At 61.4% G+C, this 19,748-nt stretch carries 14 protein-coding genes; 9 read left to right on the forward strand and 5 right to left on the reverse strand.

From position 1 onward, the window contains the following. Positions 1-235 precede the first annotated feature (235 nt). The 4 genes from HXS66_RS08320 (at position 236) to HXS66_RS08335 (ending at position 6,347) form a co-directional block, all read left to right on the forward strand. Positions 236-1,438, forward strand: a complete 1,203-nt coding sequence (locus HXS66_RS08320; RefSeq protein WP_176494037.1) for a thiamine pyrophosphate-dependent dehydrogenase E1 component subunit alpha — start codon at positions 236-238, stop codon at positions 1,436-1,438. A gap of 83 nt (positions 1,439-1,521) precedes the next feature. After that, the gene (locus HXS66_RS08325) at positions 1,522-2,490 is read left to right on the forward strand and encodes an alpha-ketoacid dehydrogenase subunit beta (protein WP_084209720.1); all 969 of its coding nucleotides are present in this window, start codon (positions 1,522-1,524) and stop codon (positions 2,488-2,490) included. A gap of 160 nt (positions 2,491-2,650) precedes the next feature. Further along, positions 2,651-4,369, forward strand: coding sequence for a dihydrolipoyllysine-residue acetyltransferase (locus HXS66_RS08330; protein ID WP_176503287.1), 1,719 nt, complete (start codon positions 2,651-2,653; stop codon positions 4,367-4,369). Positions 4,370-4,397: 28 nt separating this feature from the next. Further along, positions 4,398-6,347, forward strand: coding sequence for a phosphotransferase (locus tag HXS66_RS08335; protein WP_176503288.1), 1,950 nt, complete (start codon positions 4,398-4,400; stop codon positions 6,345-6,347). A 199-nt stretch (positions 6,348-6,546) separates the two neighbouring features. Here the strand turns inward: HXS66_RS08335 and HXS66_RS08340 are convergent, their stop codons facing one another. Then, positions 6,547-8,001: an aspartate ammonia-lyase gene (locus HXS66_RS08340; protein WP_077377375.1), complete on the reverse strand. Its 1,455-nt coding sequence runs from the start codon at positions 7,999-8,001 to the stop codon at positions 6,547-6,549. 265 nt (positions 8,002-8,266) lie between these two features. Here HXS66_RS08340 and HXS66_RS08345 point away from each other — a divergent pair, with 265 nt between their 5' ends. Then, positions 8,267-9,199 (forward strand): LysR substrate-binding domain-containing protein, encoded by a 933-nt coding sequence (locus HXS66_RS08345; protein ID WP_077377372.1) that lies wholly within the window; start codon positions 8,267-8,269, stop codon positions 9,197-9,199. A 79-nt stretch (positions 9,200-9,278) separates the two neighbouring features. Here HXS66_RS08345 and HXS66_RS08350 read toward each other — a convergent pair whose 3' ends face one another. From HXS66_RS08350 to HXS66_RS08360, 3 genes are all read right to left on the reverse strand, one after another. Next, positions 9,279-10,406 (reverse strand): bifunctional nicotinamide-nucleotide adenylyltransferase/Nudix hydroxylase, encoded by a 1,128-nt coding sequence (locus tag HXS66_RS08350; protein ID WP_240499743.1) that lies wholly within the window; start codon positions 10,404-10,406, stop codon positions 9,279-9,281. A gap of 387 nt (positions 10,407-10,793) precedes the next feature. Beyond that, entirely contained in the window at positions 10,794-11,747 is a 954-nt protein-coding gene (locus HXS66_RS08355) for a nucleoside hydrolase (protein ID WP_077376524.1), read from the reverse strand. A 119-nt stretch (positions 11,748-11,866) separates the two neighbouring features. Continuing rightward, positions 11,867-12,787: a ribokinase gene (locus tag HXS66_RS08360; protein ID WP_077376521.1), complete on the reverse strand. Its 921-nt coding sequence runs from the start codon at positions 12,785-12,787 to the stop codon at positions 11,867-11,869. Positions 12,788-12,957: 170 nt separating this feature from the next. On the opposite strand from HXS66_RS08360, the gene HXS66_RS08365 reads away from it, so the two are divergent. Continuing rightward, a complete protein-coding gene (locus tag HXS66_RS08365) occupies positions 12,958-14,889 on the forward strand; it encodes a hypothetical protein (RefSeq protein WP_176503289.1) in 1,932 nt (643 codons plus the stop codon). Between the two features lie 177 nt (positions 14,890-15,066). Here the strand turns inward: HXS66_RS08365 and HXS66_RS08370 are convergent, their stop codons facing one another. Then, positions 15,067-16,086, reverse strand: a complete 1,020-nt coding sequence (locus HXS66_RS08370) for a D-2-hydroxyacid dehydrogenase (protein ID WP_084208699.1) — start codon at positions 16,084-16,086, stop codon at positions 15,067-15,069. Positions 16,087-16,400: 314 nt separating this feature from the next. Here HXS66_RS08370 and HXS66_RS08375 point away from each other — a divergent pair, with 314 nt between their 5' ends. The 3 genes from HXS66_RS08375 (at position 16,401) to ruvC (ending at position 19,384) form a co-directional block, all read left to right on the forward strand. Then, entirely contained in the window at positions 16,401-16,625 is a 225-nt protein-coding gene (locus HXS66_RS08375) for an FmdB family zinc ribbon protein (RefSeq protein ID WP_136937831.1), read from the forward strand. Between the two features lie 143 nt (positions 16,626-16,768). Next, positions 16,769-18,556, forward strand: a complete 1,788-nt coding sequence (gene aspS, locus HXS66_RS08380; RefSeq protein ID WP_176503290.1) for an aspartate--tRNA ligase — start codon at positions 16,769-16,771, stop codon at positions 18,554-18,556. A 249-nt stretch (positions 18,557-18,805) separates the two neighbouring features. After that, positions 18,806-19,384: a crossover junction endodeoxyribonuclease RuvC gene (gene ruvC / locus HXS66_RS08385; RefSeq protein WP_077376507.1), complete on the forward strand. Its 579-nt coding sequence runs from the start codon at positions 18,806-18,808 to the stop codon at positions 19,382-19,384. The last annotated feature ends 364 nt before the right edge of the window (positions 19,385-19,748 follow it).

Consider the following 19,748-nt stretch of genomic DNA (forward strand, 5'->3'; position numbering starts at 1 on the left):
CACCGGCTCCTGCAAGGGCGATGGCTCCACCAGTGAGCCCGCCACTCGTGAAGAGGCCCCCGCGGCCGCCTCTACATCGTCTGCGAGTGCAGCCAGGGCCTCAGCCTCGGACGCAGTGAAGGCTGACACGATGGCCTCGGGCTCTGAGCCGACCGCACATCCCGAGTTGACGTCACTTCCCACTTCCCGGCAGCTGGCACCTGAAACCGCGAATGTCCTGCATCGCATCGCCTTCATGACCGGCGATGAGCTCTGCATCCCTCTCTTCCAGCGTCTGCGCCAGGATGGCTCGCTGCATGAGGGGGGGGAAGAGGTCAGTCTCACGCGCGAGAAAGCGCTCAGGATCTATCACACCATGCTGTTCATCCGGGTATTGGATGAGCGCATGCTGGCTGCCCAGCGTCAGGGGCGTCTGAGCTTCTATATGCAATGCACGGGTGAGGAAGCCACGGTGATCGGCAGTGCGGCCGCGCTGCAGGATGACGACATGATCATGGCCCAGTATCGCGAGCAGGGCGCATTGGCGTGGCGTGGGTTCAGCTGTGACGAATTCATGAACCAGATGTTCGGCAATGAACGCGACTACGGCAAGGGACGCCAGATGCCGATCCACTACGGCTCGCGTGATCTGAACTACATGACCATCTCATCGCCGCTGGCGACCCAGATTCCCCAGGCGACCGGCTACGCGTATGGTCAGAAGCTGGCGGGCAAGGGGCAATGCACCATTACCATCTTCGGAGAGGGTGCCGCGTCGGAAGGGGATTTCCACGCGGCCCTCAACATGGCATCGGTACATCGTGTGCCGTGCATCTTCCTGTGCCGCAACAATGGCTACGCGATTTCCACACCGTCCTGCGAGCAATTCGCCGCAGATGGCATCGCGCCGCGCGCCTTCGGTTATCACATGCAGTGCATCCGCGTGGATGGCAACGATGTGATTGCCGTCTACGAAGCCACCCAGGCGGCGCGCAAGATCGCCGTCGAGACGAATCAGCCGGTATTGATCGAGGCGATGACCTATCGCCTGGCCGCGCATTCCTCCTCTGATGACCCCTCGGGCTATCGCAGCAAGAAGGAAGAGGCCATCTGGCGCGACAAGGACCCCATCCTGCGCATGCGACACTGGCTTGAGGCCCAGGGCTGGTGGAGCGAGGAGGAGGAGAAGGCTACCGGCGATCAATTGCGCCGAGAGGTGCTCGAGTCGATGAAGCGCGCCGAGAAACTGGCTCCGCCTCCGCTGGAGAGCCTGATCACTGATGTCTATGACACGCCGCCCCCCTTGCTGGAAGCGCAGATGGAAGACCTCAAGCAGCATATCCGCAAATACCCGCATGCCTATCCCAAGGGGGCCAGCAGCATGGGGTTCAGTGCCGATGAGATCGAGCAGAGCCGCAAGGCCCATCAGCAGCGTCAGCAGGGAGGCCAGCCGGCATGAGCGATTCGACCCCGACCACTGCCCGTCACGACGTCACTCCCGCATCGGGTGAGACAGCCGGCGCGAGCTCAGGCAAGAAGCAGATGAACATGCTGCAGGCCATCAACAACGCGCTGGACATCGCGATGGCGGCCAACCCACAGGTGGTGCTGTTCGGTGAGGACGTCGGCGTATTCGGCGGTGTCTTCCGTGCCACCAGTCATCTGCAGGACAAGTACGGCCGTGAGCGTTGCTTCAATACGCCCTTGACGGAACAGGGCATCATCGGCTTCGCCAATGGACTGGCGGCGCAGGGCTCGACCCCGGTCGCCGAGATCCAGTTCGCCGACTACATCTTCCCGGCGTTCGACCAGATCGTGAACGAGGCGGCCAAGTTCCGTTACCGCTCCGGGGATCTCTTCAATGTCGGCGGGCTGACCATTCGAACCCCCTATGGCGGGGGCATTGCCGGCGGGCTCTACCACTCCCAGTCACCTGAAGCCTATTTTGCACATACCCCCGGGCTCAAGATCGTGATCCCGCGCAACCCCCATCAGGCGAAAGGTCTGCTGCTGGCGGCGATCCGTGACCCCAATCCCGTGCTGTTCATGGAACCCAAGCGCCTCTATCGCGCCTCCGTGGGCGAGGTGCCGGAAGCGGATTATGAGCTGCCGCTGGGCGTCGCCGAGGTCATCCGTGAAGGCCGCGACATCACGCTTCTGGGCTGGGGAGCCCAGATGGAGGTCATCGAGAAGGCGGCCGCATTGGCCGAACAGGACGGTATCGACTGCGAGGTGATCGACCTGCGCAGCATTCTGCCCTGGGATTTCGAGACCGTATGTCAATCCGTGCTCAAGACGGGTCGCCTGGTGGTCAGTCATGAAGCACCGCTGACGGGAGGTTTCGCCAGCGAGATAGCGGCAACCGTGCAAGAGCGTTGCTTCCTGTATCTGGAAGCGCCTATACGTCGCGTCACCGGTCTGGACACACCGTTCCCGCTGGTGCTCGAGAAGGAGCACCTGCCGGACGAGCTCAAGATATACGAAGCCATCAAGCAGAGCCTGAATTACTGAGCCCGAATGATGGAGCTCGAATGACTGAGCCTGAATGACTGAGCCTGAATGACTGAGCACGGACCTGGAATTGCTGACGGAGGCTCGATGATGTCGAGACCGCTCATGTCCAGGTGACGGCTTGTGTTTACGTGATGAGTTGCAGGGAGTGACGTGTGCCATGAATGATTTCATCCTGCCCGATATCGGCGAGGGGATCGTCGAGTGCGAGCTGGTCAAGTGGTTGATCAAGGAAGGCGATGTGATCGAGGAAGATCAGGCGGTCGCCGAGGTAATGACGGACAAGGCATTGGTGGAAATTCCCGCGCCTCACGCAGGTACCGTGGTTCGTCTGTATTGTCGGGAGGGCGAGATTGCCCGGGTGCATGCACCGCTGTTTGCGGTGGATGAGGCGGGCGAGTCGGATGGGAAGGGTGGGACAGGTGAAGCAGGGGGAAAAGAAGCGCCAGCTGGCGATCACGCCCCGTCCGGAGCGAAGGCGCCGGGCGCCGACAGCGCGGATCAGGCCGCTGGAGAAGCTGTCAGTGAACGACGTTCGCGTGATTTCATCCTCCCGGACATCGGGGAAGGCATCGTCGAATGTGAGGTGGTCACCTGGCATGTGGCCGAGGGTGACAAGGTCGAGGAAGACCAGACGATCGTCGATGTGATGACAGACAAGGCGCTGGTCGAGATCACGGCCTCCGAGCCCGGGCGAATCGTGCGCTTCCATTACGCTCAGGGGGAGAACGCCCGTGTCCATACCCCCTTGTACGCTTATGTGCCTGACAGCGATGACACGGCCGACGAGGCATCCCGCGTGGCGCACGAGGCAGTCACGGAGGCAGGGATGGCGCCGGCTGCAGCACAGAACGCTCCATCTGCCTGTGCCTCAGGCATGTCCCCGGCCCAGGCGCGCATTCCTGCCACGCCGGCGGTTCGTCGTCTGCTGCGCGAGCATGCGCTGGACATCAGCGCCATTGCGGGCTCTGGTCGCAACGGCCGGGTATTGAAAGAGGATGTGCTCGCCTATCTCGCGCGTGATTCCGTGGCTGCTGGTACGTCAGATCGCCCGACAGCATCTTCTGCAGATCAACGCCATCGGGACGTGGACCCCGCGGCTGCGGGGTCCTCCGATGTGGCGGTGGCCGAGCCGGTGGCGTGCGAGTCGCACGAGCCGCGTGCAGCGCGGCTGGAAGCCAGGCAGGTCCCCCTCAAGGGCGTGGCGGCCGTCATGGCCCGACGCATGGTGCAATCCAGCACCCAGATCCCCCATTTCCATTACGGAGATGAGCTCGATGTGACGGAGCTGCTCGCGCTGCGCGCGCGTCTCAAGTCACGGGCCGACAAGGAGGGGACTCGCCTGACGCTGATGCCTTTCATCATGAAGGCGATGGCATTGGCGGTGCTCGAAGAGCCGATTCTCAATGCAAGTCTCAGTGACGATGAAAGTCAGGTGCTCTATCACGCAAGCTGCAATATCGGCATGGCTGTCGATGGGGCCGCCGGCCTGATGGTGCCCAACGTCAAGGGCGTTGAACGCCTGAGCATCCTCGAGATCGCGCGCGAGGTGGCCAGACTGACCGAGGCGGCACGCAATGGTCGTGTCCCGCAGGCGGATCTCAAGGGTGGCACGCTGTCGATCTCCAACATCGGTGCTCTGGGCGGCACCTATGCGGCCCCGATCATCAATCAGCCCGAGGTCGCCATCGTGGCCCTCGGTCGTACCCAGCGGCTGCCGCGCTTCGATGTCGATGGCAATGTCTGCGCGCGCGACATCATGACGATCACCTGGGCCGGGGATCACCGCATCATCGATGGCGGTACCATCGCTCGCTTCAGCAATCTGTGGAAGCACTATCTGGAGCATCCCGATGAGATGCTGCTGTCGCTGGCATGACGGGGTTCGATGAGGGAGGCGCTTGTCCATGAGTGACACGCGCGCTCATGAGCGCCTGCAACAGTTCTATATCCCGGAAGAGCAGTCCATCTACCTGCTCTCGCATCATGATGCCAAGAAGCTCAAGGACTGGGTGGCACTGTGCATTGCCCAGCTCGAGGGGCTGGGCTATCGCGAAATCCATCTGGTGGGCAAGGGGGCTTATGGCTTCGTGTTTGCCGGGTGGCGCCCTGGTGAAGGCACGGCCATTCGAGAGGAGCACGTCTTCAAGTTCACGCGGGTCACCTTGCCTCAGGCGTTGCAGGACCGTCTGGAGGAAGAGGCCTTCATGCTCGACCAGGTCGCGCATCCGTTGATTCCGCGCCTGATCAGTTACCAGCGCGTTCGCCGTCAGTCGATACTGGTCATGGAGCGCGCACCGGGCATCAATCTCGAGGAGTACTCGCTCAAGCATGGCCGCATGTCACCGCGTCTGGTGGTCAGGGTCGCCAGTCAGCTTGCCGGGATTCTCAAGTCGCTGCGTGGGTCATCCGCAAGCCCCGGCACGCCTGCGGTGGTGCACGGGGATATCAAGCCGTCCAACCTGGTCTTCGATGCCGAGCGTGAGCAGGTGGCATTGATCGACTGGGGCAGTGCCGTCTTCGCGCAACTCGACGAGCACATGCAATACCTCACGACCAATGTGATGCAGCTGATGTCGGATGATCTGCAGCAGACCAACGCGCGACTGGGCGATGTCTACTTCATCGGCGAGGAACAGCTCAATGGCGCGCTGTCCTCGCCTCGCTTCGATGAGCAAGGCGTGGCCGCGACACTCTATGCACTGGCGTCAGGACAGTCGTGTCGCTTCGGCGTGCGGGCCATCCCGGCAACCGCGCTGGGACTGCCACGGGAGTTCGCGCGCATGCTGGATGGCATGCTGGCGGAAGACCCGATGCTGCGAATGCAGGCGGGTGACTACTTCCTGCGCGAGATGCCAAGAATGGCTCGTCTGGTCATGCCGGAACTGCCGTCATCGCCGATACCCTCTCTGCTTCCCGTCTGGGTGAGGCCTGCCGCCCGCGACATCGACACCGTCGTCTATACCTCGCGCAAATCCTTTCTGCGGGAAGCCTTCGAGATCGATGGCATGGACAGTGCGCAGGCCAACCACGAAGACGGCGACCACGCCAATGCGCTGGATGCCGTCAATGACGTCCAGCTGGATCGCTATTACAAGAACTTCATGCAGGGCATGGGAGATACGGAGAAAGCCTTTCTGGCCGCAGTGAGCCGGCTGGGGAAGTATCCGATCGTCGGGGGGCTGGCGATCCGCTGGGAGCCGCAGGGCATCTTCGTGGACACGGCGCTGCACCTGCATGACCCCTCGCTCAAGGCCGCCTTCGTGGTAGCGGTCAACAACATGGTGGCGCTGGCGCGTGCCATCTATCGACAGGGGGTGTTCAAGGCCTGTCTGTTCAATGCGCGTGATACCTTGCACCTGGAGCGCGACGACCCCGAGGACGCCTTCACGCTGCCGCAAGCCTCCCCTCGGCGTGAGGCACTCCGCTTTCCCTATGAAGTCAGCGCCGTTCCGGAGCTGGAGGACGAATCACGTGTGCACTCCTATTTCGAGGATGGTCCGGATCCTGAGGAGTTTCTGGCCCTGCCGGAACAGATCATGAACGCGCTGTCGGAACTCAATCAGATCCATCACACCGGAATGCTGATCTTCGAGGCATTGCCGCATCATCTCAAGATCCACAGTTATTACCGTCTGCTCGACCCCGGGCGTGAAGCCGATTTCGCGCATCTTCTGGATGTCATCCTGGCCGCCGTACCACTGATTTCCGGACTGGGGGTGTCGGGCTTCATGAAGATGCCCTACAAGAACACCAAGCACTTTGACCACGTCGAAGCGCAGCCCGAGCGCTTCTACCCGCGTGACCCTCGGGTCAACATGACGACTCGGCAGGATCCAGCAGGGCAGGCCAGATAGCAGCGTGACACTGGAGAGAAGCGAGGCAAGAGGCAAGAGGCAAGAGAAGCGACTTGTCTTGCCGCTATCCTGCAGACAAACGCCCCGCTCAGGTTTCAAGCCTGGGCGGGGCGTTCGTCATTTCAGACTACGCGTCAGACCACGTTACGGTTTGTCGCAAGGATAACCCGTGATGAGTCATCGGAACGCTACTGCAGCTTCAATCCTTCATCTGGCGCGGCCGTGTCATCGCCTGCGGCGACAGCAGTGCTTCAAGGCGCGCCTCATCCAGCAGGCCTTCCTCGCGCACCAGCTCCAATACGCTGCGACCGCTGACCAGGGCTTCCTTGGCGATGCGGGTCGCGTTGTCATAGCCGATGTAGGGGTTGAGGGCGGTGATCAGGCCGATGGAGTTGTTGACCAGCTCCGCACAGCGATCCCGATTGGCCGTGATGCCGATCACGCAGCGATTCTTGAGCATGGTCATGGCACGGCTCAGCTGGCGGATGGAATCCAGCAGCTTGTAGGCGATCAGCGGCTCCATCACGTTGAGCTGCAACTGACCGGCTTCCGCCGCCATGGTCAGCGCGGTGTCGTTGCCGATCACGTCAAAGGCGACCTGATTGACGGCTTCCGGAATCACCGGATTGACCTTGCCCGGCATGATCGAGCTGCCCGGCTGCTGAGGCGGCAGGTTGATCTCGTTGAAGCCGGTGCGCGGGCCGGAAGACAGCAGACGCAGGTCATTGCAAATCTTGGACAGCTTGACCGCAAGGCGCTTGAGCATGCCGTGGAACAGCACGAAGGCCCCCATGTCGCTGGTCGCTTCGACCAGGTCCGACGCCGGACGGAAGTCGATGCCGGAACGACGTGCCAATGCCTCGATGGCCAGGGCGCTGTAGCGCGGATCGGCATTGATGCCGGTGCCGATCGCCGTGCCCCCCAGATTGACTTCCTTGAGCAACTCGTTGAGGTTGGCGATGCGCTCGACATCTTCGCGCAGGGTGTTGGCGAAGGCGCGGAATTCCTGGCCCAGCGTCATCGGCACCGCATCCTGAAGCTGGGTGCGCCCCATCTTGACGACATCATCGAATTCCAGTGCCTTGCTGGCAAAGGCATTGGCCAGTTCGCTCAGCGCATCCACCAGCATCGAGTGGCTGCGCAGCAGGCCGACACGAATGGCCGTCGGATAGGCGTCATTCGTGGACTGCGCCATGTTGACGTGATTGTTGGGGTGCAGGTGCTGGTAATCCCCTTTCGGATAGCCAAGATATTCCAGCCCGAGGTTGGCGATCACCTCGTTGGCATTCATGTTGGTCGAGGTGCCGGCACCCCCCTGGATCATGTCGACCACGAACTGATCGTGATGATCGCCATTCATCAAGCGTGCACAGGCATGCTGAATGGCATCGTGCTCACGTGTCTCGAGATAGCCCAGCGCGTGATTGGCTTCCGCGGCAGCGGCCTTGACCAATGCCAGGCCTTCCACCAGACGCGGGAAGTGGGACAGCGGCACGCCGGACAGATGGAAGTTGTTGAGTGCACGCTGGGTCTGGACACCGTAATAGGCCTCTGTCGGGACCGGCTCGCGTCCCAGTAGATCCTTCTCGAGGCGGAAACCGTTTGCCAATGCCTCCTGCTCTGCATGGCTGAGGTCGGGCTGTGAGGATGGCATGGCGTTCTGAGCGGTTTCCGAGGCACTGTTCACTTGGGCGGAACTCCTGGCTGAAGTACACTGTTGCGCTTGAAGCGCGGTGAGGTGGACAAGGGTAACCAGCAGGATGCCCCGACGACCAATGCCTATCGCCGCTGCCGTATACGTCAAATGCATACGACGAAGGTAGTGATTCTCCCCCGTGAAGCTCACTGCCAGAGACAAGGCGCTACATGACCGGTTTTCACGCATATTGCCGGCATGATCGATATCGATGGGAGTTCGGGTGAACCTGGAAACAAAATGGCTGGAAGATTTCGTCGCGTTGTCCAACACGCGCAGCTTCTCCACCTCGGCTCGCCTCAGACATGTGACCCAACCAGCCTTCAGCCGTCGAATTCGCGCGTTGGAGCAGGCCGTGGGCACCACGCTGGTGGATCGTTCGACCACGCCTGTCAGCCTGACGCCGGAAGGGCAGTTGTTCCTGGTGACCGCGCGCAACCTGACCGAGCAGCTGTCCGAATGTCTGGCCCATCTACGCGGGCTTGGGATGGCCAACGAGACGCTGGACATCGCGGCGGCACACTCGCTGGCGCTGGCGTTCTTCCCCAAGTGGATCTCGCGCCTTCAGCAAGGGCTGGGGGAGTTGCCGACGCGGCTCTCCGCCATGAATGTCGGCGATGCCATCCATGCCCTGCGTGAGGGCAACTGCGATCTGATGCTGGCGTATTACGACCCTTACGCCAGCATGCAGCTGGATGCAGAGGCATTCCCCTCCTTCTCGGTGGCCAAGGTCAACATGCTGCCGGTCTGCGTGCCGCTGGAGAACGGCGAACCACGCTTCCCGCTGACCGGCCAGAGCGAAACCAGTCAGGACGCGATTCCCTTGCTCTCCTATACACAGGGAGCGTTCCTGGGGCGCAGCGTGAAGATGTTGCTCAAGAATGATCCATTGCGGCTTCGCCTGCGCACCGTCTATGAAATGGCGATGGCGGAGGGCCTCAAGGGTATGGCGTTGCAGGGTGTGGGGATGGCGTGGATTCCGGACTTCTGCATCCGGGATGAGCTGGAAAGTGGCAAGCTGGTGAGAGCCGGCAATGACGCCTGGGATATTCCGCTGGAGATTCGTCTCTATCGTTGCTCACTGGTTCACAAGCCGGGGATCGACAAGCTGTGGAAGCAGCTGATGAATCTGCCGCGAGATTTCCTTCAGGCCTGAGAGGCCACACCCAGACACGACAACGGCAGGCCAATGGCCTGCCGTTGTCGTGTCTGGCAAAGCTGTCTCTATCGGCGAGTCAGAAACTGCTTTGCCCCGCATGCAAGCCCAGAAAGTTCTGGATGATGAAGAAGTGGTCTTCGAACAAGGTGTCAGGCTCCAGATCCGCCAGTGCCACCCAGCGGGCCTGCTCTTCGCTGTCCTTGCCACTGCTGCGCAGTTTCGGTAGCTGCTGCTCCGGGCGCAGTGCGAAATAGAAGGCCTCTGCCAGCGTGCGACCGCGCCAGCTGCGATGAGGCTCATCGAACAGACGCTGCCCACGCAGTGAGCCGCGCAGGACGGGCTCTGGCACCTTGAGCCGCACGCGTTCTCTCAATTCGCGCAGGCAGGCGTCCAGCAGGCGCTCCTGCGACTGGACGAAGCCCCCGGGCAAGGCGTAAAGCCCCTTGCCAGGCGCCGCGCGTCGGGTGGTCAGCAGGATATGCCCTGATTGCACGACGACCGCATTGACCGTGATGAACAGGGGAGGATAGGGCGCGTCACTCCATGCCGCGCGATACTGCTCGAGCAGTCGCCGCTCCTCGACCAGACCTTGCCATGCCGTTTCCTCCAGAAAGCCGCGCAGATGTTCTGCGACGCTGCCGGGCAGCAACTCCAGTCCCTCGTTGTCCAGCCAGTCCTCGACTCTGGCCCGCTCGCTGAAGATCACATCGCGGATATGACTCGCCACCATGCCCTCGTGGTAAGGCCCTGCCACGGATTCCCACTGCGGGAACAGACTCAGATAATAGCTGGAACGTGCATTGTCATTGCCATGCGTGGCCCCGATCAAGGCGATGCGTGGCATGCGATTGGCCTGCGGGCGTGCGATGTCACGCACCTTGCGCTGCACATCCCGCACCCAGACATCGTCGTTGTAGAGAGCATCCAGCAGCGGCACGATTTCCAGTCGGGCATTGGCATCTTCCCCGAAACAGCTGCGAATCATGCGGGTGCGTTCATCGAAGGTGAAAGGGTTGCGCAAGGAACGCGCCTGCCAGGCAGACCCCACCAGGACGATGACCTGGCGTGCACGACGCAGGGCCTCCTCCATGATCGCGACATGACCATGGTGAACGGGTTGGAAGCGGCCGATGAAGACGAGACAGTCATACTGACAGGCGTTGTCTGCCGAGCCCTCGGAGCAGAGCTGAGACGGTGCACGCATGGCGGGCATGAGAGACGATGAGGGCATGAAACGCTCCATGGAATTCTGAAGACTGCGTCTGGGTGGCAGGTCGTGCGTCCCCGATAGCCTATCAGATAACGCGCATACGCTGAGCATGGCCTGGCAGTGTGCGATCTGTCTGCGTCTGCAAGCATCTTTTATTATACCGTTACCTTGTATCTCCGCACAGATATCAATCCTACCCACAACACTGTCATCGACGAGGTGGGAGAGGCAAAAGACGAGAGAAACGAGAGAGGCAATAGAAAGCGGAGAGAAGGCGAGGCATCACGCAGACTGGCTACCCCCCGCAAGGCATGCCTTGCAGGGGGCCAGCCGGTATCGTCATGACCCGCGGTGCGTCACGAGATATCGGGAGTACAAGGCTCAGGAAGCCTTGGCGGTCAGCACGTCTGTGATCCACTCGACGACCTGCTCACCGTTGGCATTGACGCAGACGTCGACCAACGGCGTCTGGGACCATTGATTGCCGAGGAACTCGCGTCCTTGCGGCGCGAACAGGGTCTGGCCTTCCGCCAGCCCTTCGACTTCGACGCTCAGGTGGCCACGCTCGACGGTGAACATCTCCGGCTTCATCAGCCAGGCCAGGGCACAGCTGTCGTGCGGACAGCAGCCATCGATGCCACGAGCTTCCTGGTAGAAGGCCTTGTAGAACTGATAGCTGCCGGACAGCACCTCGCCCAGGGCACCTTGCGCGACACGGATGCGCTCGACATGTGCCGGGGACAGCACGCAGCGGTGAGTGGCATCCAGGCCGACCATGGTCAGCGGCCAGCCTGCCGTGAGCACCTTGGAGGCGGCATGCGGGTCGTTGAAGATATTGGCTTCCGCGACCGGAGAGACGTTGCCGCCTTCACGGATGGAGCCACCCATCACGACCACCTGCTTGACCTTGGTGATGATGCTCGGGTCCAGTTGCAGGGCGGTTGCCAGGTTGCCCAGCGGGCCTACCGCGACGAGGGTGATCTCACCCGGACGCGCATTGACCTGCTCGACGATGAACTGCGGTGCACTGATGGGCAACGCCTTGCCCTTGGGCTCCGGGATATCCATGTTGCCAAGGCCGTTGGCGCCGTGGATGTGCGCCGGTGCGGGGAACTTGTCCTTGACCAGCGGTTGGGCAGCACCCTGTGCGACCGGGATATTCTGGCCCGCCAGCTCCCCCAGCAACAACGCATTGGACGTGGCGGTCTCGATGGTGACGTTGCCGAAGGTGGTCGTCATGCCGAGGAATTCGATGTCCGGATGTGCCAGGCAGATGGCGATGGCCTGGGCGTCATCAACGCCCGGGTCGGTATCAAAGATGATGGGAGTCTTCATGATGTCCTCTTGCCGATAAAGCCATGAACCGGTGCCATCGGCACCTCAATCAGCGTGCCGTGGTCTGAGCCTCACCCTCAGGAAAGGCTCAGACCTGTCCGGTTCAAGGGGGTGATCGTTCAGTTGCTCAATGCGTCCAGGGGGGGCCACTTAGCCAGGGCGTCAGCGACATCGCTGCTGCCCGGAATGCTGGGAGCGGCGCCTTCACGACTGACACAGAGTGCGGAGGCCGTGCTGGCGCGACGCAGACTGTCTTCGATGTTCATGCCATCGATCTGGCTGGCCAGGTAATAGCCGATGAAGGTATCGCCGGCAGCGGTGGTATCCACCGCCTTCACGCGATGGGCAGGCAGTTGGATGCGCTGCTCGCCCAGCTGATAGCAGACGCCCTCGCTGCCCAGAGTCAGCACCACCTCGGTGGCGGGCAGGCGCTCATGCAGGGCATTGAGCAGCGTGTCGACCGGGGCGCTTTCTTCCAGCTCGACCAGTTGCGCCGCTTCGCCACGGTTCAAGAACAGCACCTGGCAATGCTCCAGCGGGAGATCCAGCACTTCAGCACCCATCGGCGCCGGGTTGAAGGCGATCTTCATGCCCTTGGCATGCGCCATCTCGATGACCTTGCCAAGCGCATTGCACTCGTTCTGAAGCAGCAGCCAATCGCCCTGGGTGACTCCGGAGAACAGCTCGGAGAGGTGTTCGTCGGTGAAGCCATGATTGGCACCAGGGTAAAGGATGATGCTGTTCTCGGCGTGATCATCCACCTGAATGATGGCGTGACCGCTGGCGCTGGCACTCAGTTCGACCTGAGACGTGATGACACCGGCGCTCTCCAATGGCTCAAGTGCCCAGCGGTCGGCATTGCCGAGACGTCCCCAGTGGGTGACATCTCCGCCTGCGCGTGCCAGAGCGAGGGACTGGTTGGCCCCCTTGCCGCCCAAGACCTGACGGAAGGAGTGACTCGCCAGAGTTTCACCGGGGCGAACCAGATGAGGGACCCGGTAGACGTGATCGATATTGATGGAACCGTAGTTGTAAAGCATGCAGCCTCCTTGGGGGCGAGCATCCTAGCAAAGCCTTGGCCGCCTGTCCGCAGTCCTGACACCAAGGTCTGACCTTTTGGACATGTTTGAGCGTTGAAGCGCGAAGTCCACCTATAGGCAAGAGAAGGCGCATACTCGATTCACTTATGGAGGAATCAGGAAATCCGCCAATGCCGGGAATTCAACGTACCCCCATCACCATCAAGAAATGGGTCTGGCGCGCGCTGTTTACCAGTACCATGATCCCGTTGCTGCTGGTAGAGACGGCGCTGGTAGCGGTGTACTTCCTGTCCAACGACGAGATACGTGATGCCAACCTGAATTACCTTCAGGCGCAGTCGAGCAGTGAGTTGAATCTGGCCATGCTGCGCGAGGCCAAGAGCCTCAATCGTCAGCTGGAACATATACAGGATCTCTCCACCGGCATGGCGGCTCAGGCCCGCATGATTCGACTCGACAGTGCTTCTCCCGTCAGGGCGGAGCAAGCGGCTCGGCATGGATTCGAGCGCAGTGGCGCCTGGGCCAGCCAGAGGGATGAAGGGGATCAGGCCAGTGGCTTCCATGCCGTGCTGCCTGATATCGAGATCGATGTGCCACTGGCATTGCGAATGACGGCCGTGGACCCCCTGATGCGCAATATCGTCTCGACCCATCCCGCGGTCATCCAGACCTTCGTGACGCTGGCGAACTGCTATGTGCGAATCTATCCCTATGTGGATCTCGTCGAGTTGTTGCCCCCCGATCACGATTGCCGAGACTTCTCCTTCTTCTACCTGGCCGCACCGGCCATGAATCCCGAGCGCCACACCGTCTGGACGGATCTCTATCAGGACCCCGCCGCCAATGGCTGGATGACGTCTGCCGTCACGCCTTTTTACGACGGTGACGAATTTCTCGGTGTGGTAGGCATCGACATGACCCTGGATGTCATCGTCAACCAGATTCTGGCCATGGAACTGCCCTGGAGCGGCTTCGCGATGCTCTACGATGCCAAGGGGCGCTCACTGGCGGTGCCGTCGAGGGGCGAATCTTTGCTCTCTCTGGCACCGGTCGAGCAGCCGGACGTCAGCATTATCCAGGAGGAGGACGTGCTGCGGCCGGCGCAGATGGAGCTGTCCAGGCATCCCGTCTTCGCCACCCTGTCCGAGCAGATCCTCGGGCAGCGTCGTGGCTCTGCAAGCGTCTTGGTGAATGGTGAGCCCTTCAAGGTGGCCTGGGAGCGTCTGAGCAGCAATGACTGGATCATGTTGAGCATGGTGGAGGAGTCGGCCGTCTTCTCGCGTACCGCCGAGATCGGGCGCAATTTTCAACTGGTCGGCATGGCGCTGGTGGGCGGCCTGATTCTCTTCTATCTGAGCTTCTTCCTGCTGATGAGCTGGCGCACCCACCACATCAGTCGCCATCTGTCCGTGCCGCTGGCAGAGCTCAGGGATCGCCTGCATCGTATCGGCATGGGGGCGGAGATCGAGTCTCCTGGGCAATGCGGTATCGTCGAGCTGGATGATGCCCATAATACGGCGGAAGAGATGTACCGACGTCTGCGCCAGACCCAGCAGGAACTCCAGGCCAGTGAGCGGCGCTTGCTCGACTCCCTGGAAGCCAGTGGCGACAGTCTGTGGGAGATGGATATTCCCGGGCGCATCATCCACATTCACCCCAATCTGTGGCGGATGCTGGGAGCGACAGGGCGTGAGCCGCTGGTGATGCGCGAGCTGGACTTTGATCGGCTGATCCATCCTGATGACCTGGAAGCCGTGCATGTCCTGCGTCACCGCGTGTTCACCACCTTCGGCGATACCTTCGAATGTCAGTACCGCATGCGCGCCCCGGGAGAGGAGGATCTGCGGCACATCGAAAGCATGGGCTGCAATGCGCATTCTGATCTAACGGTTGAACCGGGCATCGAGCCGCAAGGCGGCGAGGGCCATGCGGCATCGTCGGCGAGTCGGCATGACGAGGATCAGGCGGCGGATGCCATTGATTGGGTATTGCTCATCTCGCGCGGGCGGGTAGTGACGTGGGATGCCGAAGGCCACCCCGTCAAGGCCGCTGGCATGCATATCCGTATCGACAGATCCTCATTCGCCAGCCACCTGCGCTGAGCGAGCTCAAGAGTGATCTCAGGCTAGCTGCCATCGATGTCGCGTCACTCCTCTTGAATGACGCGGCAATCCCGGCACCAGAAGGGGCCAGATGCCTTGCGCATCTGGCCCCTTCTGGTGTCTATCCATGCCTCTGCCAGCGGGCGGGCATCGGAGTGCAGCCCCCTCGTCCATGTCTCAGACGTTTTCGCCGAGATAGGCCTCGATATTGGCAAGACTCAGATCGAGTATGTTCTGACGCGCTTCACGACTGATCCAGGCATTGTGGGGCGTGACGATGAGGTTCCATCCGGCCTCAGACGCCGTGCGGCCGTCAGCCAGCGCTGTCAGCAGGGCATGGCCTTCCCGGGGCGGTTCCTCCGGCAGGCTGTCGACGGCCAGTCCACCGAGGTGCCCACGCTTCAAGGCGGCAAGTGCAGCCTCTTCATCGATGATGCCACCGCGTGCACAGTTGATGAGCAGGGCGCCGGGCTTCAGCAACGCCAGGGCCTGCTCGTCGATCAGATGGTGTGTCTCAGGCGTCAGTGGGCAGTGCAGGCTGATGACGTCCGCTTCAGGCAGGAGGTGTTTCAGGCTCGGTCGTTGAGACGTCGACTCACTGCCCGGGCGCGCGGCGAAGGTGACGCGCATGTCGAACGCCTCTGCCAACCTGCCCACGGCAGTCCCCAGCTCTCCCTTGCCGACGATCACCAGATGCTTGCCGGCCAGTTGCAGGGTGGGGCGGCCCATCAGGCAGAAGGTATTGCTGCGCTGCCATTCACCGCTCGCGACATCTCCCTGGTAGCCAGGCAGTTGTCCGGCCAGTGCCAGCATCAACATCCAGGTGTGCTGTGCGACAGAGGCGGTGCCATAGGCCGCGACGTTCATGACGCGTATGCCTTGCGCCCTTGCCGCTTCCATGTCGATATTGTTGGTGCCGGTGGCCATGACGGCGATCAGCTTCAATGTCGGCAGGGCCTCCAGATGCTGCGCCTCCAGGCGTACCTTGTTGACCAGCACGATTTCGGCACCCTCCAGACGCTCCACGACCTGCTCGGGCAACGTGGCATCATGGCAGACAAGCCCATTGACCCGGTCCTTCAGGCGGCTGAAGTCAAGGCCGTCGCCAAGTGATGCCATGTCGAGCATCACGGCCTGCGGGCCAGAACCAGCGGCAGCAGTAGGGGGAGTTGCAGATGCGAGTTGGGGATCAGACATCGGTGTCCTCATGACGTGAGACGGCCGGGCGGCAGTGAATGAGGCCTGACCCTGGCCGGGCATGACGGCGCATTGCCGGGAATCTATCGAGGTGTTGCCCCGCAAGGGGCCGAGCACGCTATAATGTGGCCCTTTCGCTTTGACTTGAAAGACGTTCAACTGGCCTTATTGTACGCGTTCCGAAGCTGTGCTTGAGATGTCACTCATATTGATGTCTCCGGCACGTCTGATGCAAGGGCGCCGCAAGGCATAACATTGTCATGGTCCGCGATTCGCATTCATGCGCTCGGGACCAGTATCGTCAGGAAAAAACCATGCCGATCTATGAATACCACTGCAAGGCCTGTGGCCATCGGATGGACAAGTTGCAGAAGATCAGCGCCGCGCCGCTGACGGAATGTCCGGAATGCAAGACGGACCAGCTGGAAAAGCTGGTATCCGCCGCCGGTTTCCGTCTGGCGGGCAGTGGCTGGTACGAAACGGATTTCAAGTCCGGCAGCAAGAAGAATCTGGCCGGAGGTGGCGATAGCTCGTCCTGATGTCTCCCATCATCAGGCCAGCTGTCATGCCTGCCATCCATGTGCAAGGTCATGCATGAGTGGCAGGCATCTCCAGCGTCAGGCCCTCTGAGACAGACGCGCACCAGTGCGTCGATCACGAATTTGAGCAACAAGGAATCAACATGCGCAGCCACTATTGCGGCAAACTGAACGAGACCCTGATCGATCAGGATGTCACTCTGTGCGGGTGGGTGCACCGCCGTCGCGACCACGGTGGCGTCATCTTCCTCGACATGCGCGACCGTGACGGTATCGCCCAGATCGTCGTCGATCCGGACACCGTCGATGCCTTCGCCACTGCCGACAAGGCGCGCAGCGAGTACGTCCTGCGCATCAAGGGCCGTATTCGCATGCGCCCGGAAGGCACCCAGAACCCGAACATGCCGACAGGCATGATCGAAGTGCTGGCCAAGGATGTCGAAGTGCTCAACACCGCACAGACGCCGCCGTTCCAGCTGGACGACCACAACAAGGTCGGTGAGGAAGTTCGCCTCAAGTATCGTTATGTCGACCTGCGTCGTCCGGACATGATCGACAAGCTGCGCCTGCGTTCACGCATCACCCACAGCGTGCGTGCCCAGCTGGAAGCCCTGGGCTTCCTCGACATCGAAACCCCGATTCTCACGCGTGCCACGCCGGAAGGGGCACGTGACTATCTGGTGCCGAGCCGCACCTATGCCGGCAGCTTCTTCGCGCTGCCGCAGTCCCCGCAGCTGTTCAAGCAGCTGTTGATGGTCGCCGGTGTCGATCGTTACTACCAGATCGCCAAGTGCTTCCGTGACGAGGATCTGCGCGCCGATCGTCAGCCGGAATTCACCCAGATCGACCTCGAGGCCAGCTTCGTCGACGAGAAGGACATCATGGGCATGACCGAGACCATGATCCGTGGTCTCTACAAGGAAGTGCTGGATGTCGAGCTGGGCGACTTCCCGACCATGCCGTATTCCGAAGCCATGCAGCGCTTCGGTTCCGACAAGCCGGACCTGCGTATCCCGCTGGAGCTGGTCGATGTCGATGACCTGATGAGCGGTGTGGACTTCAAGGTCTTCTCCGGCCCGGCCAAGGATGACAAGGGCCGTGTCGCCGCGCTGCGTGTGCCGGGCGGTGCCAGCCTGTCACGCAAGGAAATCGACGCCTACACCAAGTTCGTCGGCATCTACGGTGCCAAGGGCCTGGCGTGGATCAAGGTCAACGAGCGTGCCAAGGGCATCGAGGGTCTGCAGTCGCCGATCGTCAAGTTCATGGAAGACGTCGTGGATGACGTGCTGGACCGCTGTGGCGCCGTCGATGGCGACATCGTGTTCTTCGGCGCCGACAAGGCCAACATCGTGGCCGAGGCCATCGGTGCGCTGCGCGTCAAGCTGGGCGAAGATCTCAACCTCTACACCCACGAATGGGCACCGCTGTGGGTCGTCGACTTCCCGATGTTCGAAGCCGATGCCAACGGCCGCCTGAGCGCGCTGCACCACCCGTTCACCGCGCCGTCCTGCACCCCGGAAGAACTCAAGGCCGATCCGGAAGCGGCACTGTCTCGCGCCTATGACATGGTCATCAACGGCACTGAGCTGGGTGGCGGTTCCATCCGTATCCACGACCAGGCCATGCAGCGTACCGTGTTCGAAGTGCTGGGCATCGGCGAGGAGGAAGCGGAAGAGAAGTTCGGCTTCCTGCTCGACGCGCTCAAGTTCGGCGCGCCGCCCCATGGTGGTCTGGCCTTCGGTCTCGACCGTCTGGTCATGCTGATGACCGGCGCCAAGACCATTCGTGAAGTCATCGCCTTCCCGAAGACCCAGAGCGCTGGCTGCATGATGACCGACGCCCCGGGGGAAGTCAGCGGTGAGCAGCTCAAGGAGCTGAACATCCGTCTGCGTCAGAAGGTCAAGGTTGAAGAGGAAGGCGGTCAGGCCTGATCCAGGCGAATGACCCCGGGGTGATCAACCTCTCCTGATAGGCGCCATCAGCGCCCGGGAGAGGGGGAGTCCCGCGCAAGCGGGCAAGTGACCCCCGGCAAGGCGGTGTGAGACTGTTACCTGCAGATGATGCAGGCAATGACAGTGTCGCACCGCCTTTTTTGTGGCATTGTGGCTGGTTATATACACAGTAAGCACGAAAGACGACAGGGATGGAGAGGCAATGAGTGTGAGACGTGAGGCGGTGGCATGATCATTCTTGGCATTGATCCGGGGTCACGCCTGACCGGTTACGGCGTACTGGACGTCTCGGCGGCTCAGCCCCGCTATGTGGACAGTGGCTGCATCCGCATGTCCCAGGTCAGCCTCGACCAGCGGTTGGCGCAGATCTACGCCGGTATCAGTGAAGTGATTGCCATGCATCGCCCGGCGGAGTTCGCCATCGAGCAGGTCTTCATGTCCAAGAATGCCGACTCCGCGCTCAAGCTCGGTCAGGCACGTGGGGCAGCCATCGTGTGTGCGGCGAACCACGGCCTGCCGGTATCAGAGTATGGGCCGCGACAGATCAAGCAGGCTGTCACGGGATCGGGTGCAGCAGACAAGGCGCAGGTCCAGCATATGGTGACCCATACGCTCAAGCTCTCTGCAACGCCTCAGGCGGATGCCGCGGATGCTCTGGCCATCGCGCTGACACATTGCTTTGCACGCATGCGACTGACCCCGAGCAGCGCGCAGCTGGAGGCATTGGGTCTGGGGGCGGGTGCAGGGCGCAAGAGTACCCGCGCACGACGCAGCAGTAGCTGGCGTGACTTTGAGCCGGGCAAATGAGGTGTCTGCCGGTCACGTAGGGGGCTGGTTAGGGTCTGAAGAGTGTCTGGTCAGGGGCTGAAGAGAGTGGGGAGTAGACTCCGGCGTGTGCCGAAGACGGCCTCTACAGGCGAGAAGTGACAAGCCCGCTTGCGCCAGATACGCTATCGTTATCAATAAATTCCAATTTTTCAGTCACTTGTAGGCTTGTTTTCACGATGTCAGGCAGCATCTTGCGTTCTGCTGGCATCCGCATGCTGCCTGCATCTGGCCTCATGGCAACAAGTGACTGTCAGATTCATGCGACAAAATCGTCGTGACACTCGGACATGCCGCCTGCACGTTATCTTTGGTAGGCTTGCCCGCATCGCAACAACCCGTGCCG

The sequence above is a fragment of the Cobetia sp. 5-11-6-3 genome (assembly GCF_013374055.1).
In the GTDB taxonomy this organism is placed as follows: Bacteria; Pseudomonadota; Gammaproteobacteria; order Pseudomonadales; family Halomonadaceae; genus Cobetia; species Cobetia marina.

Excerpts from the sequence above, each read along its gene's own strand:
- aspS (WP_176503290.1), top strand. The coding sequence starts at position 16,769 with ATGCGCAGCCACTATTGCGGCAAACTGAACGAGACCCTGATCGATCAG.
- ruvC (WP_077376507.1), top strand. The coding sequence starts at position 18,806 with ATGATCATTCTTGGCATTGATCCGGGGTCACGCCTGACCGGTTACGGC.
- HXS66_RS08360 (WP_077376521.1), bottom strand. The coding sequence starts at position 12,787 with ATGCTTTACAACTACGGTTCCATCAATATCGATCACGTCTACCGGGTC.
- HXS66_RS08325 (WP_084209720.1), top strand. The coding sequence starts at position 1,522 with ATGAACATGCTGCAGGCCATCAACAACGCGCTGGACATCGCGATGGCG.
- HXS66_RS08350 (WP_240499743.1), bottom strand. The coding sequence starts at position 10,406 with ATGCGTGCACCGTCTCAGCTCTGCTCCGAGGGCTCGGCAGACAACGCC.
- HXS66_RS08340 (WP_077377375.1), bottom strand. The coding sequence starts at position 8,001 with ATGCCATCCTCACAGCCCGACCTCAGCCATGCAGAGCAGGAGGCATTG.
- HXS66_RS08375 (WP_136937831.1), top strand. The coding sequence starts at position 16,401 with ATGCCGATCTATGAATACCACTGCAAGGCCTGTGGCCATCGGATGGAC.
- HXS66_RS08335 (WP_176503288.1), top strand. The coding sequence starts at position 4,398 with ATGAGTGACACGCGCGCTCATGAGCGCCTGCAACAGTTCTATATCCCG.
- HXS66_RS08355 (WP_077376524.1), bottom strand. The coding sequence starts at position 11,747 with ATGAAGACTCCCATCATCTTTGATACCGACCCGGGCGTTGATGACGCC.
- HXS66_RS08320 (WP_176494037.1), top strand. The coding sequence starts at position 236 with ATGACCGGCGATGAGCTCTGCATCCCTCTCTTCCAGCGTCTGCGCCAG.
- HXS66_RS08330 (WP_176503287.1), top strand. The coding sequence starts at position 2,651 with ATGAATGATTTCATCCTGCCCGATATCGGCGAGGGGATCGTCGAGTGC.
- HXS66_RS08365 (WP_176503289.1), top strand. The coding sequence starts at position 12,958 with ATGCCGGGAATTCAACGTACCCCCATCACCATCAAGAAATGGGTCTGG.
- HXS66_RS08370 (WP_084208699.1), bottom strand. The coding sequence starts at position 16,086 with ATGTCTGATCCCCAACTCGCATCTGCAACTCCCCCTACTGCTGCCGCT.